The sequence below is a fragment of the Streptomyces cahuitamycinicus genome, assembly GCF_002891435.1.
GTDB lineage: Bacteria > Actinomycetota > Actinomycetes > Streptomycetales > Streptomycetaceae > Streptomyces > Streptomyces cahuitamycinicus.
Genome location: NZ_POUC01000037.1, coordinates 19,602 through 33,487, shown reverse-complemented (window position 1 = coordinate 33,487; position 13,886 = coordinate 19,602). Strand labels below are relative to the sequence as shown.

Here is a 13,886-nt window from a genome sequence, read left to right as displayed (position 1 = left end):
GTCCCTGCTCCACCGAGGCCACCTGCTCCAGCGAGTAGCCGATCACGTCCCCGAGCTGCTGCTGGTTCAACCCGGCCCGCTTGCGCAGGTACTGCAACAGCACCCCGTACGCCGACCACACGCCCGGCACATCGGGCCCCTCGTCCTTGGTCTTCGCGCCCCGCCCCGTCCGCGTCTCTCGTGCGTCCCGTACCGTCCTCACAGTCCCACGCCCTTCCCATCCCGTTCCGCGCCCCGCCACGGCCGCGCTCGCCACCGGTCCATGTCCAACGCGAGGCGCGGGAACCGGGACACGCGCCGGACCCGTACAACGCCCGTACAAGCCCCGTACAACCAGGCCGACAGCGCTCCGCCCACTCCGTACGACGAGCCCGACGTACGGCCGTCGTACCTGGTCAGCGGACCAGGCGCCCCGCCACGCTGACACCGTGACCTACCATCAGCTCACTGACGAGGCGCGACCGCCTCTCACACCGGTCCGCCAACTGACCCTGCGCTTCAGCGGAACCCGGCGCGGCGCCCGTCTCGCCCGCCGGCTCGCCGTTCAGCAGTTCACCGAGTGGACAGGCCTGCCGTACGACTCCGACCCCGCCCGTGCCGTCGCCCTCGTCACCGCCGAGCTGGCGTCGAACGCGGTCCGTCACGGCAGCCTCCCCGGCCGGGACTTCCGCCTGACGCTGCTCCTCTTGCCCGACTGCTTCCGCCTCGAGGTGACGGACACCCGCCCCGAACGACGTCTCCCTCGTCCTACGGATCTGGGGCCGCCGGCCGTCGACGTCTCCTCCGGTCGTGGCCTGCTGCTGGTCGAGGCGTACGCCGACCGCTGGGGATGCGACGTTCCCGACGGCTACACCAAGACCGTGTGGGCGGAGGTACGACACCAACCGCTGAACCTCTCGCCGTGCCCCCGACCGGTCCATGCCCGGACCGAAGCCGTCGGCCAGGTGCGCGAGACATAGGGACTTACGACACGGGCGGAGCTAACGGCACGACCGCCGTGTCCCAAGAGCAAGTCCCGCGCCAACGCGGCTGTGACCTCGCTCGTCCGGTCCGACAGATGACGGGCGACCCGAGTGTTCGGCGATGCTCGCGCCGCCGTGCCGACCTCGGCGGCATTGAGCCCACCGTGGAGCGGTAGGAAGCCGTACCGTTCGGCTCGGCGGTCGGCCACAAAGTGAAGCCCGCGGGAGACACCTCTACAACAGGGTGCGACGCGATCAGCCGAGAAGTGTGCAACCCCTGCCCTGCCGCACCGATCCGCTTTCTGACGCCCTCCCACGGCGAACCGACGCAGCAGAACCCGTACGAGCCGGGCTTCGCCCGCGATGACGACCTCTACGCTCCGGAACCTCGGCGTCGAAGCTGCTGCTCGACACCACAGCAGCCCTGCCTCGCCTGCAGCCCCGCCACAGCTTCTACAATTCCTCGGGAGACGTAGGACCCAAGCGTGAGTGTGTTTGTCACGAGGTAAAAGGCCGCGCCGTTCCGCTGTGGTGGGCACGGTGGTACGCCAGGTACTGACGGTCGATTCTGTGTTCCGGTATCTCTCTGAGTCGACATGGCGAAGCTCCGGAAGAGTGATCAGCGACGGTCAAATCTTCACTTATGGTCAACATGCCGAAGTCGAAGAGAACATGATGGTTCGGGCACAGGCAGAGTACGTTGGCTGGGATGTCGGGCCCATCGTGAGGGCGTCCCAGGGCTCGGATGTGTGCTGCTTCTGCGTACGCTCCTGCTGGCGTTGCAAGTCGAATGCCACAAACCTGACAACTGTAGTCGTGCACTCGTTTCACATAGTCCGCAACGGCGGTACTCCTGACTATGCGTTGAGTCGTCTGTTCTGCGCGTGAGGGCGTCTCGTCTCCTTTCGGCGTGTGGGCGGATGGCCCGGGGGGATCCTCCGCCCCCGTGCCGAACTCGGCGTTTGTGTCTCTGAGGAGGTGAAACTGGTCCCAGCCGGCTTCAGTGAGTGTCCAGACGCCACGCGACTCCCGGGCCGGGACCAGAAGACCTGATCGTTCCATCCTCTTTCGTTCAAACCTGGTTCTGTTGTGCCATTTGGGCTCATTGTCTCGCTCCGTTCCTTCATGGTCTTCGGGCGAGAGGAGTGTCCCGTAGCGTCGCTCCATGCGCTTGAGTGCGTGACCGGTGGGTGCACTGCCGCCCAGCTCCGCCAGCACATTCAACAGCCAGGTACGAAGGGCGTGTTGAGGTGTCAATCCGGATGTCATGGCCAGAGCATAAGGACTTCTGCCGACCTGGCCACAGGGGCCGCCGTCTGGCCCGCCGGGACGGCATGGAGCGTCGGCGAAACGAGTGTCAGCGGCCTACGTAGTGTTCCGCTAGCGCCTTGATTTCCCGCGTCCACAGCAGCGCGTCGTCACCCGAGCGTCCGTACGGCGACCGCCGGGCCAGCTTGAAGAAGCCGCCGGACGGCCAGCCGCTGTCCTTCAGCACCACGAGTGCCGACAGCAGGGGCAGCGACCCGTCCGGGCTCTCCCGGACGGAGGCGTCCTCCAACAGGTAGGGCATGGGGCCCTCGTGGGCGGGGACGTGATGACCGAGCCGTGCCAGTTCACTGCTCAGGTCGCCGTACGAAAGGGGCGCCGCGCCCTGGCGTGCCCGTGAACGCAGGATCTCGATCACGGCGTCCAGAGCCTGCTCGTACTCCAGCGTGCCCTTCTGCATGTGCCCTCCCGACCTCGGATCCCGACGACCGCCGAACCTACGCCACCGTCGGTGTGAGCGCGTCCCGAATGCGCGAAGTGAACATGTTCCCCTTGTGAACTGAGTGCATGGGTCTCATACTGAGGGCGATCAACTGCCGCCCGCCCTCTCGGCGGGCAGGCGTGCGTGGCGGGGGGATGAGTGAACGGATGGGCGCGGCCAACCAGCATGTGCGCTTCCGGTTCCGCAGCGATGACACCGGCGGTCAGCTGCCACGACGTGGCAGGCCAGGAAAGCACGGTCGGCCCGAGTTGTCGCCGACCCGACGACGAGCCGGCTCGAACCCGGCCCGAGCCATGACGACATGGCGCCAGGCACGGACGTCGACTCCACGTCCGTGCGGGAGGATGCGCGCTCCGGCGCTGCCCGGGGCCGGCACCTCGCTCCCGTCATCGCAAGACCTCGGCCCCGCCCGGCGATCGCCGGGCGCACCCCGACCACCCACAGCTGCGAGAAGCGACTTCAGGAGCGGGCAATGGACAGCGAGATCCAGCTGATCAGTGACGATGACGGGCTGATGGTCATCGGGAACGCGGCGGATGTCGACCGCTTCCTCATCTCGGAGGGACTGTCGTCGTCGAAGGATCTCGGACCGCAATGGCTCAAGTCCGTCTTCGGTGCCGGTGCCGCAGTCGCGCAGGCTGGTTCGGAGATCGCCGAGAACTCCGGTCGCTGGGTAAAGCTGACTCCGAAGTCGGCGCAGCTCGTGAAGAAGTACGGGTTGAGGGAGAGCTCGAAGACCGGTTTCGGCACGGGTGTGGTGAAGGGGCAGAAGGGCCAGATCAGGGGATTCGTGGAGTTCGTGAAGGGGCCGCGGTCGTTCCTGACCAACCCGGCTGCTCTCGCCAATGCCGCGAAGCTCATGTCGCAGGTGGCGATGCAGCAGAGCATGGACGAGATCACCGACTACCTCGCCGCGATCGACGCGAAGGTCGACGACGTGTTGCGCGCCCAGAAGGACACCGTGCTGTCCCGCATGATCGGAGTGGGCTTCGTCATCGAGGAGACCATGACCATCCGCGAGCAGCGGGGCAGGGTCGACGAGACCATGTGGTCGAAGGTGCAGGACGCACCGACGGCGATCGCGGAGACCCAGGTGTACGCCTTGCGTCAACTCGACGCGATCGCGGAGAAGATGGAGCGGCAGTCCAAGATCGGTGATCTCGCCGCGACGGTCAGGGAAGCCGAGGCGCCGGTTCGGGAGTGGCTCGCGGTTCTGGCTCGCTGCTTCCAGTTGCAGGACGCGATCGCCGTGCTCGAACTCGACCGGGTGCTGGACGCGTCCCCGGACGAACTGGACGGTCACCGCCTCGGACTGAAGGCCGCCCGGCAGGACCGGCGGGAACTCATCTCGCGGAGTACCGGGCGTCTGGTGGCGCGGATGGACGCGGTCGCCGGCACGGCCAACGCAAAGGTGCTGCTGCATCCGGCCAAGTCCCCGGCTGTGGTCCAGTCGAGCAACCAGATGGCCATCGGCGTCCATGACTTCCACGAGCGGCTCGGCATCGAGTCCGGCCGCCGGTCGTCGGAGGCGAGACGATGGGTGGAAGCGGCCACCGACGTGAGGGACAAGGCGCTCGAGACGGGCGCGAAGGGCGTCGATGCCGCTCGAAGCCGCGGCAAGCTGACCCTCGACCGCGCCGGCTCGGTCAAGGGCAGACTCGCCGACGGGATCGCCGAGCGAGCACGTCGTCTGCGCGGGGGCGAGGAGCAGGCAGCGAGCGATGCTGAGTGAGCGCTGAACGTCAGCCACGCTCGGACAGCGCGTGGACGCCACTGACATTTCGCGTGAGACATGAGGGTGCGTGAAGATGGCCTCGGCCGTGACCGAAGAGGACAACCGCAAGGTACAGACCGCCGTCCTGGGCGGATCCCAGGGGCATCAGCCGGTCTTCCTTCCCTACGAGAAAGAGGACGCGCAGCGTCTGAGGCAACTGCGCGGCGCCGACGCGTTCAGCTGCGGTGTCCTCCTCGGAGGCTGCGGCCAGGTGCTGACCCTGCGCGCCTGCGGTGACAGGAAATCCCACTTCGCCCACCGCCCGCCCGTACGGTGCCGCCGCACCGCCGTGGGAGAGAGCAGCGCGGACCACCTGTACATCGGAGAGGCCCTCGTCCACTGGCTGCGCGGGCAGGGCCAGAAGAACGTCACGGTCGCGTACGTCCAGCAGGCCCACGCCCGCAGTGACTCGATCGAGATCCGCTTCGGCCGGAAAGGACGGTGCCGCCTTCTGCATGTGCAGATGGCCCGGCGCTCCTTCTCCCAGTGGAAGGACGACGGAAGGAGGCTCGAAGCCACGCCGGCCAAGAGCCCGGTGATCCGCACGTACGGGCCGGAAAGCGAACTCTCCCCCTACGAGGTGCAGGCCGCCGGATACGCTCTGCGTTTCCGGTGCGAGACGCGTGACGGCACGCGAGAGGTGTCGATCGGTACGCAGTCGCCTGATCACACCGTTCAGTGGACGACTCTCGCACGGTGCCGCCTCAGCGACCTCGGACTCGTGACGCCGTCACTCGAAGCGGTCCCGGACGGCGACGTCCTGCGTCTCAAGAGAGCGGTGGGGGCCGAGACGCCGGCGTCTCAACCGCACCGACAGGCAACCGGCCGGGTCGAATCGCGAGGGCGGGAACAGCAGCCGCCGACCGCTGACCCCCGGTCACTCGAGACGGCCGGGCCCGCACACGATGAACCTGCCGATCCCCGGGCGCAGGCGGCACGGGCTGCGCTCCCGCCGGTCGTCGACGACCTCCTGCACCGCTTCACGACCGCGGGGCTCTCCCTCACACTGGTCGGCGCCTCGGTGCGCCAGGCGCTGGAGGGCGGCGCCGGGCACGAACTCGACTTCGTCACGGACTCCGACGTGCGACGTGTACGACAGATCCTCCACGGCTGGGGTGACGAGGTCCGTGTCCACCGAGACGACGCACCCGGTGTCGTGAGCCTGCGCAAGCGGTGGGACGGTGACATCTACACCCTGCGGATCAACGCACGTCCGTCACCCTCGCACCATCGTCCTCCCAGGTCGCGGCGTGCGGAACACGAGAAGGCGTTGGAGGCGTACCTGCGGCGCGGGGACTTCACCATCGACGCCATCCCTCGGGCTGTCGCACGTGACCCTGACGGATCCCTTCGGTGGCCTTCAGGACCTGGAGCGGCGCGTACTGCGCACCCCGCGCGCACCCACGGCGTCGATCGTCAACGACCCGCCGCTGATGCTTCGCGTGGTGCGCTGTGCAGCCCGAATCGGCTTTGAACCGGTGCCGGAGCTGAGGGACGCGATGAGCGCGATGGCGCGACATGTCACCGAGATCCCCGCCGAACAAGTGCGAGAGGAGCTCACCGCCCTCCTGCTCGCGACCAGGCCCGGAACCGGTCTGCGCCTGTTGGTCGACACCGGACTCGCCGAACACGTCCTGCCGGAGCTGCCGGCCCTGCGGTTCGAGAGCGCCGGGCACCACCGGCACAAGGACATCTACGAGCACACACTGACCGTCCTGGACCAGGCCATCGCCCTGGAAACAGAAGGACCCGACCTCACCCTGAGGTGGGCAGCGTTGCTCCACGACATCGGTACGCCACGCACACGCCGGACCGGACGCAACGGTCAGGTCTCCTTTCACCACCACGAGGTGGTGGGCGCCAAGATGGCCCGCAAGCGACTGCGTTTCCTGGCCTGTCCGGAGCAACTGGTCGCGGACGTCGTCAGACTGGTGGAGCTGCATCTCCGGTTCCACGGCTACATCGACGAGAAGTGGACCGACCCCGCCGTGCGCCGCTACGTCCGCGACGCCGGCCCGCTGCTCGGCCGGCTGCACAAACTCATCCGTGCCGACTGCACCACGCGTGACCGACGCAAGGCGCATGCGCTCGCCCGTGCTTACGACTCCCTGGAAGAGCGCATCGAGCGCCTGGCGGTCGAGGACGCACGGCAGGCCGCCCGCCCGGACCTCAACGGCCACCAGATCATGGAGATTCTCGGCATCCGTCCCGGGGCCGAACTCGGACGAGCCTATGAGTACCTGCGGAACCTCCGCATCGAGAAGGGCCCGATGGATTTCGAGACGGCCAGGGACGCGCTGCTGGAATGGCGAGCCCGGCAGGCCCACTGACTCCGGTCGGCCCGCCTACCGACAGACCGACGGATCGACCGAGGACGGAGCCGTGGGCGACTACACCGGCAAGGTCAGGCAGATCTCGCTCTCCACGGGATCCGACGAACCCAGCGCGTCCGGCGAGCTGACCTAGTGACACTCACCGTGCCGAAAATCCCTTCGAGTTCCCCCGGGGCGGCGCCTATCCTGCTGGCATGGCCCACGCGAAGACCTCCTACGTCTGCCTGCCCTGCCGGGCCTCGTACAAGCAGCCCTACGACAGGGACAGGGAGCGGGTCTGTCCTCGCTGCGCGCAGCCGCTGATCCACGTGGGCTCCGCCTTCGCCGCACCCCGCCGACGGGACACCGCGGCCTGGCGGACGCTGTCCGTCCTGCTGCACGCCGGCGTCCGCTTCCACAAGGGCTGTTGTGGCGGTCCCGGCTATCGTCCCCGCACCCTGGGGGAGGTCCGCGAACGGATGACGTACGCCCGGCGCAGCGGCGAACCCATCGCCAGGTCACTCGTACGGCACGAGGTGCCCTCGGCCCCGCCGCGCGGTCGAGGCGAGCGGCGGTAGGCAGAAGCCAACCGGCCCTCTGCGCGGCCTAGTTCTCCAGCCGGACCGGCATGAGGAGCGAGACGGCGCCTTCGTCGTCAGGCCGGCGGATCGCGAGCGGCGCCGTGGGCGCGCCCAGTTCGAGGATCAGCTCGTCCCGGGCCCCGGCGGCGAGCGCGTCCAGCAGGAACTCGCGGTTGACGGCCACGTTGTCCGGGTCGTCGTCCCCGTCGTCGCACACGATCACGGACCCGTTCTCCGCCACCTTGAGCACACTGAGGTCATGCGGCTCGGCGTCCTGCTCACGTGTCTCGCTCACCCGTACCGGGCCGGTCTCCAGAGCCTGACGGAAGGCCGCCGTATCGACGTGGGCCCGGCGACCGGCCGGGAGGTCGACGAGACGGCGGTAGTCGGGGAACTCGTGGCCGAGGCTCCGGCCGGCCGTCTGCCGGTCGCCGGTCTCCAGCGTCACGCGGTCACCGTCCACCGCGAGTCGGACAGGCTCCTCGCCCGTCAGCAGCGCCCGCATCGAGTCGACGAGCGGAAGAGGCACGACGACCTGCGTCCGGGGTCCGCCGTGCCCGGTCGTGGGCGTCTGTGCGACGGCCATCCGGTAGCGGTCGGTGGCCACGAGGTGAAGGCCGTCGCCCTCGACGTCGAACAGGACACCGCCGAGCATCGGCAGCTCCGCGTCGGTACCGGCCGCGAAACGGACGGCGTCCAGCGCGGCGCCCAGCTCCGGCGCGAGGACGGACAACCGGGCGGTGGTGTTGGCGGTGTGGAGCGAGGTCATGGGGTCTGTCTCCCTGCGGTCGAGTAGAGCTCGGAGCGTGGAGAACTCGACGCGGGCATCGGACAGCCCCAGCTCGAGACGGCGCAGGTGCGCCTGAAGCAGACCGCGCACCAGGTCGGTGTCGGAGCCGGCCCAGCCGACCAGTACGAGCCGGATGTCGGCCAGCGGCATGCCCGCCCGGCGCAGCCGGGCCAGCAACCGTGCCTCCTCCAGCTGCCCGGGCTCGTACCAGCGGTAGCCGCTGACCGGGTCCACCCAGGCGGGGACCAGCACACCGGCCCGGTCGTAGAACCGCAGCGCGCTCACGCTCAGTCCGCCGTCCCGGGCCATCTCCCCGATGCTGCGCATGTCGTTCTCCACACCCGGAACCCTGAGCCCTCGACAAGGTCGAGGGTCAACCCGGCCACGCCCCGCGGACATCACGGTCGTTCAGATCCCGGCGAATTCGGGTGCCCAGGTGAGTCGTAGGCCGACACCGTCGGCCAGTGCGGTCCAACGGACTGCAGACGGGCGTTTCTCCAGTACCAGGACCGGGCGTACAGCAGCGCTTGGGCAGGTGCTCCGGAGCTGGTGGGTGTAGTCGAGGATCTGTCCGATGCCCAGGCGGATCTGCTGGTCCTCGCGAGCTCCGGTGAGGCTCTTGACCTCGGCGACGAAGATGTCTTCACCGAGGGACCACCCGGCGTCGAATTCCGGGGCGCCCGCAGCGTTCGTACATGCCTCGACGCCCTGGCGGGACAGGTGCTCGATGAGCGCTCCGACCGTCGCCTCGTGCGCCGCCGTCGCCTCGTCGAGACGGCTCAGGTCCAGCGTGAGATCGCCGGAGGCGCGTCGGCCGGTCCTCCGTGCCCGAAGAGGACCGCCGAGAACGCGTGCTTCGGTTGTAGCGGCCGCGACGGGACGAACGCGTCCCGTGCGCGCTCTTCTCAGCTCCAGGCACGGTGCGGGCCTTCCCCTGAGCAGTGCCGAGAAGCCGTCCGCGTCCACGACGCAGACGTGCCGTCCACGGCTGCGCTCGGCCTCGGCGTCCACGAGCGTACTGCTGTAGATGCGACGATCGTCGGTCACGACCTTGCTCGCCAGATCGCCGTAGACGACAAGGGTGACCTTGTGTGAGAAGTCGGTCTTGGGGGTAGCGCCCTGTTGCTCGGCTCTCTCGGCGCAATGCGCTCTGACCCTCCACTCGCCGTCGACCAGAACACGGCCTGTGAAGCAGATCGTCTGACCATTGAGCCTGTGAACAGTTCCTCGGCACGGTCGTCCTGGCACAGGTGCTGCCTCTCTCAGTCGTTGTCCGACGACAGCCAGCCGATGTGCCGGAGTACGGGCACGATCCGGAAGCGGACGAAGGCGATCACCGGTGTCTCGTCATCGGTGGCGGGAAAGAGCAGGGCGTGCTGGAGGGGCTTCTCGTGTTGTGGGTCGTCCAGGTCCACAGGAGGCAGATCCGGTCGGTCGAACGCGGCCTCCAGACCGACACCCTCCCGAGCGGTCAGCTCTCTGAGATGGTGCAGTCCCACGGCGTTCGCGAGGTCCCAGGTGGTGAGCGACTTCTTGATCCGTGGCCGGCCATGCGCGTCGACGTACGTGGGGAACACCATGATGCGCAGTTCGCCATGTCTTGCAGAGGCGCAGATCCCGGAGCGCAGTCTGTTGTGCAGATTGGAGAGGGCCGACGGCATCTCGGGGACCACCGTGGGCTTGTGGAGCACCAGGTCGCGCTCGCCGTTCATCCAGTGGTTGTCATGTACCGTCAGCGAGGGCTGGCCGGGTAGGCGTAGTTCCCACGAGGCGGCGGTCGACCTGGACATTTCTCCGGAACACGTCGTCCCGCTCTTCTCGATGACGTTTCCGCTGGTCCGGGCCAGGGTGAGGTCGTTCAGTAACTGCACGAGTGATGCCTCCATTGAGAAATCCCGACAAGCGTTCAGTTCCGCTGCGCCAGATCCAGCGCAGCCACCCCGACGAACCAGTCCAGCACTTCGCAGATCTCGTCGCCGTGCTCCGCGAAGACACTGACCGGGAAAGAGGGACGCAGCTCCAGCTTCGCCTCGGGCAGGTCGATGCCGTCGATCTTGTTCAGCCGGTTCAGGAGTTCCCGGCGTTGCTCCGTGTCGTCGAAGGGGCTGCGCGTTTTGAGGTACTGGAAGACCACCTCGACCGTTCCGCTGACGGGATAGATCCCGACCGGCCACATGAGGTGCGGCCCATGGCTGGTCCCGAGGTCCAGCATGGGGAAGCAACTCGTCTCCTCGTGCCGGCCGTACGTCACATGGCCGCCCTGGCGGCGCCAGAACTCGAGGGCCGCCACGACTCCCGTGAACGCGGCAGGCCAATTCTCGCGCAGCTGCGCACGGAACCGCTCGGCCGCCGCCGCGTCCTCCCCCTCGGGCAGCGGATCGTGTGCGGAGGGCTGCACCACGTCCCGGCCCAGCAGGGTGGCCAGCTCGGCGGCGGACAGGCGCTGGGAGGGATGGGCCCGCCCGAAGGAGTCGAAGCGCACTCCCTCGCTCGCCAGCAGTTCCTGCGGGGGCGGCCGGTCACTGCCGTCCGCCCAGCGGAACGAGGGGGAGACCCTGCCCTCCACAGTGAGTACCCGGTAGGCGCCGATCACGCCCGTGTTGGCGCCCAGGTAGGCCCCGACAGGCACCGGGTGGCTGCCGATCAGCTCGGCGACATCGCCGTACGTCGTCCAGGTGCCGCTCGGCATCGCCACCAGAGCGGCCCGCAGTTCGACCCAGCCCGGTGATTCCTCACCGCTCGGCTTGACCCCGCCGATCGGACCCGGCCACAGTTCCGCGGCGCGGTCGGCCAGACGACCCGCCCGTTCGAGAATCTGCGCCTTTCCCCAGCGCTGTGCCGAGGCGATCTCGAGGTTCATGCGCAGGGCACTGGCGTCGAGGATCTGCTGCTTGCGTTCGAACGGGTGGTTGGAAAGCTTGGTGTTGTCCCCGGTCAGCGTCAGGTTGCCGAGCGTGTGCACCAGTAGGTCGTGCAGTTCCTGCGGAGTCTGGTCCGGCTCGGTTTCCTCGGCGAGCAGATCGAACCAGGCGGGGGCGGGGCGTTGTGGCAGGACGTGCTCCACGCTCAGGGACGCCTTGACGAAGTCCACGGGCTCGGAGGCCCGGTAACTCTCCTCGAGACGGCGCAGAATATAACTGCGTTGTGAAGGGCGCCCGGACCAGTAGAACGGTTTGGCGCGGACCGCCGCGCGCAGTTCCTCGTCGCTCGGCCAACGCCTGCGTCGGCCGGACAGGAACCGCCTTACCGCCTCGGCGGCCGGCCGGTCGGTCTCAAGCTCCTTCGGCGCTTCCATGAAGATACGGTTGAGGCCGGTCGTGGGCGTCTGGCAGATCAGGCGCCGGACCAGATAGGACTCGACGTAGCCCAGCGCCTGAGCCGCGTCGTCGGGTGTCGTCCTGCCCGCCGCCAGAAGGTCCAACAGGTGCAACGCGAGCGGGTAGTGCGTCTGGCCACCCCAGGAGGCCAGACGCTCCAGGATTGCGCGGAGGGCGGGAGCCTGCTCGCGGGCGGGTTCGACGATGCGCAGGAACCTCGCGGCCCGCTCGGCCAGTTGCTCGATCTCGCGCTGCAACGCGTCCTCGTCGCCAGCGGCACCGGCCAGCGGCTGGAGCCGCTTCTGCTGCTCGCGGTAGATTTCGCTCTGCTTGGTCTTGTAGTGGCCGCGTACCACCAGGTCGAGCCAGACCAGGAGTTCGAGGTTCTTCGGGCCGAGACTCTGCTGCATGGGCAGCCACAGTTCCTGGTAGATCCGCTCGCCTCGCTTGGGCAGCAGCATGAACACGTAGTTGCGCAACAGGTCGCTCTGACTGAGCCCGACACCTGTGTTGTTGATCGACTCGAAGATCCGGTACACGTTGTCGCCCGGCTCGGCGGTGATCTCCACGATGGAAAGCAGGTCCTTGAGCACGGTCTCGACCGTGGAGGCCCACCGCTCGTCGCCCGCCTCGTGGCCCTGTGCGAGGGCACCGCGGAAGAACCGGTAGGCAGCCCCGATGTTGTCGCCCCCGCCGGCGTCCGCCCGGGACTGGACGCAGGCGGTGTAGGCGTCTCGGTCCGCCTGCGTCGGCAGCAACCGATAGTGGTCCGCGCCCTCGTGGAACTCGTTGACCAGTACCTGGCGGTGCACCCGGTCCACCCCTCGCGCGTCACCCGACTCCTTCAGGTGGTCGCGCAGCGCGGTGAAGGCCAGCATCAGGGTGGTCAACCGCTGTTGCCCGTCGACCACGAGCCACCTTTGCACGCCGCCCGCCTGGATCTGACCGGGTGCGAGCACCACCGAGCCGAGGAAGTGCGGCGCGGCCGGCTCTCCGGCCAGGTGCTGATCGACCAGTTCCCCGATGTCCTCCCACAGCCGCTGAAGCTGCTCCCTGCCCCAGCTGTACGTGCGCTGGTAGAGCGGCACCTGGAACTGCTTGTCCCCTTGGACGAGCTTGAGGAAGGTGATCTCCTGGGCGCGCATGCGCCTCCTTTCCCTACGGCACCCCCGACGGAGGCACAGGGCAAGCCCATTCATGTCCGACGCCTTGCGCGCCATGGGCAGTTGTCCGTTGAATCTATGCCTTTTCAGGCGCCGTTGTCCGCCGATGTCAGGGACGAACGGTTCGAGATGCGCGGCATCGTCTCGTTCGGGGAGCGGCGCAACAGTTTGATGGTGCGGCCCTCGACCCACGCGTTCCAGGCTTTGAGGTAGTAGAGCAGGTGCTCGCGCGAGTCGTCGCGGCGCCGGTGCGCGTTGCCCAGGGCCAGGTTGAGCATGGTGTTGCGCAACGTCAGACGTGGATCGCCCGGCTCCAGGCGGGCCCCGGTGACGACCCCCTCCTCCCAGTCGGACTGGTCGATGTCGGGACGGGCCTCACTGGTGACGTACCAGCCGATCGTCGCGGCCGTGACGGTGATGCGGCACCCCCGGTTCAGTGCGATGCCGTGGTGCAGGGCATCGCGGATACCGGGGTGCTCGCCGAGCAGGGTCAGCAGTTGGTCGTTGCTCGTGACCGACGAGCCGCCGCTCCACGGGGAGTTGGGTGAGTTGCGGTACAGGTGCAGTCCGCGCAGTGCGGCCGCCAGGTGGGTCGCGTTGGCCTCCCCCGCGAGGGCCAGCGCGTCCCGGCCGGTGCGCTTGCGGCCCGTGTCCATCACGGTGAACGCGGTGCGCGGCACGCCGTGTGTGACGGTCAGGGGCACGGTGACGCCCGCCTTGACGATGGCTGCCAGGCGGTGCTGTCCGTCGATGAGTACGTCGTCCTCGTCGAAGGCGATGCCCTGGTGCGTCAGCTGCCACTCCCCGCGCTGGATCTGACCGGCCAGGTGCTGCACCGTGCTCTTGCTGAGCGGCCGGTTGCTGGTGTTGCGGGTGAGCCACTGTGCCGCCAACTGCGGTGACACGTCGACCACTTGCATGTGCATGGCACCTTTGCCTTCCTCTGGGGTGACATCGCCTACAGCCTGTCGTGAATTGTGAACTAAGTCAACGCTGTTGCGGGAAAGGAGATCGGGTGCCGAGGTGTCGGCTGGGTGGTCCGGGTTGGTTCATTGCCCGTGTCGATCACCCGGCGGGTGCGGGGCTGTTGTGGATGGGCGGCATGGGGCCGCGGGTGTCCGCGGTTGCTGATACGCTCGCGGTGTGTGCTCAGTTCACACTCGAGTTCGTGCACCGGGGGGTGCCTTGTGATCGGGCTCGTGGTGGTCGGGGCGGGATG

At 68.1% G+C, this 13,886-nt stretch carries 10 protein-coding genes and 2 pseudogenes; 4 read left to right on the top strand and 8 right to left on the bottom strand.

Translation table 11 applies throughout. The features are described from left to right. Positions 1-202, bottom strand: a pseudogene (locus C1J00_RS07945) (transcriptional regulator); the annotation flags it as partial. A gap of 226 nt (positions 203-428) precedes the next feature. On the opposite strand from C1J00_RS07945, the gene C1J00_RS07940 reads away from it, so the two are divergent. Continuing rightward, positions 429-959, top strand: a complete 531-nt coding sequence (locus C1J00_RS07940) for an ATP-binding protein (protein ID WP_245936254.1) — start codon at positions 429-431, stop codon at positions 957-959. A gap of 501 nt (positions 960-1,460) precedes the next feature. On the opposite strand, the gene C1J00_RS07935 is transcribed toward C1J00_RS07940, so the two are convergent. Together C1J00_RS07935 and C1J00_RS07930 are read right to left on the bottom strand one after the other, a co-directional pair. Beyond that, positions 1,461-2,231: an HNH endonuclease gene (locus C1J00_RS07935; RefSeq protein WP_102908313.1), complete on the bottom strand. Its 771-nt coding sequence runs from the start codon at positions 2,229-2,231 to the stop codon at positions 1,461-1,463. 88 nt (positions 2,232-2,319) lie between these two features. Further along, a complete protein-coding gene (locus C1J00_RS07930) occupies positions 2,320-2,688 on the bottom strand; it encodes a hypothetical protein (protein WP_102908312.1) in 369 nt (122 codons plus the stop codon). Positions 2,689-3,202: 514 nt separating this feature from the next. On the opposite strand from C1J00_RS07930, the gene C1J00_RS07925 reads away from it, so the two are divergent. From C1J00_RS07925 to C1J00_RS07915, 3 genes and pseudogenes are all read left to right on the top strand, one after another. Beyond that, entirely contained in the window at positions 3,203-4,462 is a 1,260-nt protein-coding gene (locus tag C1J00_RS07925; protein WP_102908311.1) for a hypothetical protein, read from the top strand. Between the two features lie 1,012 nt (positions 4,463-5,474). Further along, positions 5,475-6,834 (top strand): annotated as a pseudogene (locus C1J00_RS07920) (CCA tRNA nucleotidyltransferase). 197 nt (positions 6,835-7,031) lie between these two features. After that, positions 7,032-7,394: a deoxyxylulose-5-phosphate synthase gene (locus tag C1J00_RS07915; RefSeq protein ID WP_102908310.1), complete on the top strand. Its 363-nt coding sequence runs from the start codon at positions 7,032-7,034 to the stop codon at positions 7,392-7,394. Between the two features lie 28 nt (positions 7,395-7,422). Here the strand turns inward: C1J00_RS07915 and C1J00_RS07910 are convergent, their stop codons facing one another. From C1J00_RS07910 to C1J00_RS07890, 5 genes are all read right to left on the bottom strand, one after another. Further along, complete coding sequence (locus tag C1J00_RS07910; RefSeq protein WP_102908318.1) at positions 7,423-8,514, bottom strand: DNA polymerase III subunit beta family protein; 1,092 nt, start codon at positions 8,512-8,514, stop codon at positions 7,423-7,425. Positions 8,515-8,595: 81 nt separating this feature from the next. Then, positions 8,596-9,234, bottom strand: coding sequence for a hypothetical protein (locus C1J00_RS07905; protein WP_245936253.1), 639 nt, complete (start codon positions 9,232-9,234; stop codon positions 8,596-8,598). A gap of 215 nt (positions 9,235-9,449) precedes the next feature. Further along, complete coding sequence (locus C1J00_RS07900; RefSeq protein WP_245936252.1) at positions 9,450-10,058, bottom strand: hypothetical protein; 609 nt, start codon at positions 10,056-10,058, stop codon at positions 9,450-9,452. Positions 10,059-10,093: 35 nt separating this feature from the next. Next, positions 10,094-12,649 carry a GmrSD restriction endonuclease domain-containing protein gene (locus C1J00_RS07895; protein ID WP_102908309.1) on the bottom strand — a complete coding sequence of 852 codons (2,556 nt, stop codon included), beginning with the start codon at positions 12,647-12,649 and terminating at the stop codon, positions 10,094-10,096. A 104-nt stretch (positions 12,650-12,753) separates the two neighbouring features. After that, positions 12,754-13,593, bottom strand: a complete 840-nt coding sequence (locus tag C1J00_RS07890; protein WP_102908308.1) for a hypothetical protein — start codon at positions 13,591-13,593, stop codon at positions 12,754-12,756. Between the last annotated feature and the right edge of the window lie 293 nt (positions 13,594-13,886).

Excerpts from the sequence above, each read along its gene's own strand:
- C1J00_RS07925 (WP_102908311.1), top strand. The coding sequence starts at position 3,203 with ATGGACAGCGAGATCCAGCTGATCAGTGACGATGACGGGCTGATGGTC.
- C1J00_RS07910 (WP_102908318.1), bottom strand. The coding sequence starts at position 8,514 with ATGCGCAGCATCGGGGAGATGGCCCGGGACGGCGGACTGAGCGTGAGC.
- C1J00_RS07915 (WP_102908310.1), top strand. The coding sequence starts at position 7,032 with ATGGCCCACGCGAAGACCTCCTACGTCTGCCTGCCCTGCCGGGCCTCG.
- C1J00_RS07930 (WP_102908312.1), bottom strand. The coding sequence starts at position 2,688 with ATGCAGAAGGGCACGCTGGAGTACGAGCAGGCTCTGGACGCCGTGATC.
- C1J00_RS07935 (WP_102908313.1), bottom strand. The coding sequence starts at position 2,231 with ATGACATCCGGATTGACACCTCAACACGCCCTTCGTACCTGGCTGTTG.
- C1J00_RS07895 (WP_102908309.1), bottom strand. The coding sequence starts at position 12,649 with ATGCGCGCCCAGGAGATCACCTTCCTCAAGCTCGTCCAAGGGGACAAG.
- C1J00_RS07890 (WP_102908308.1), bottom strand. The coding sequence starts at position 13,593 with ATGCACATGCAAGTGGTCGACGTGTCACCGCAGTTGGCGGCACAGTGG.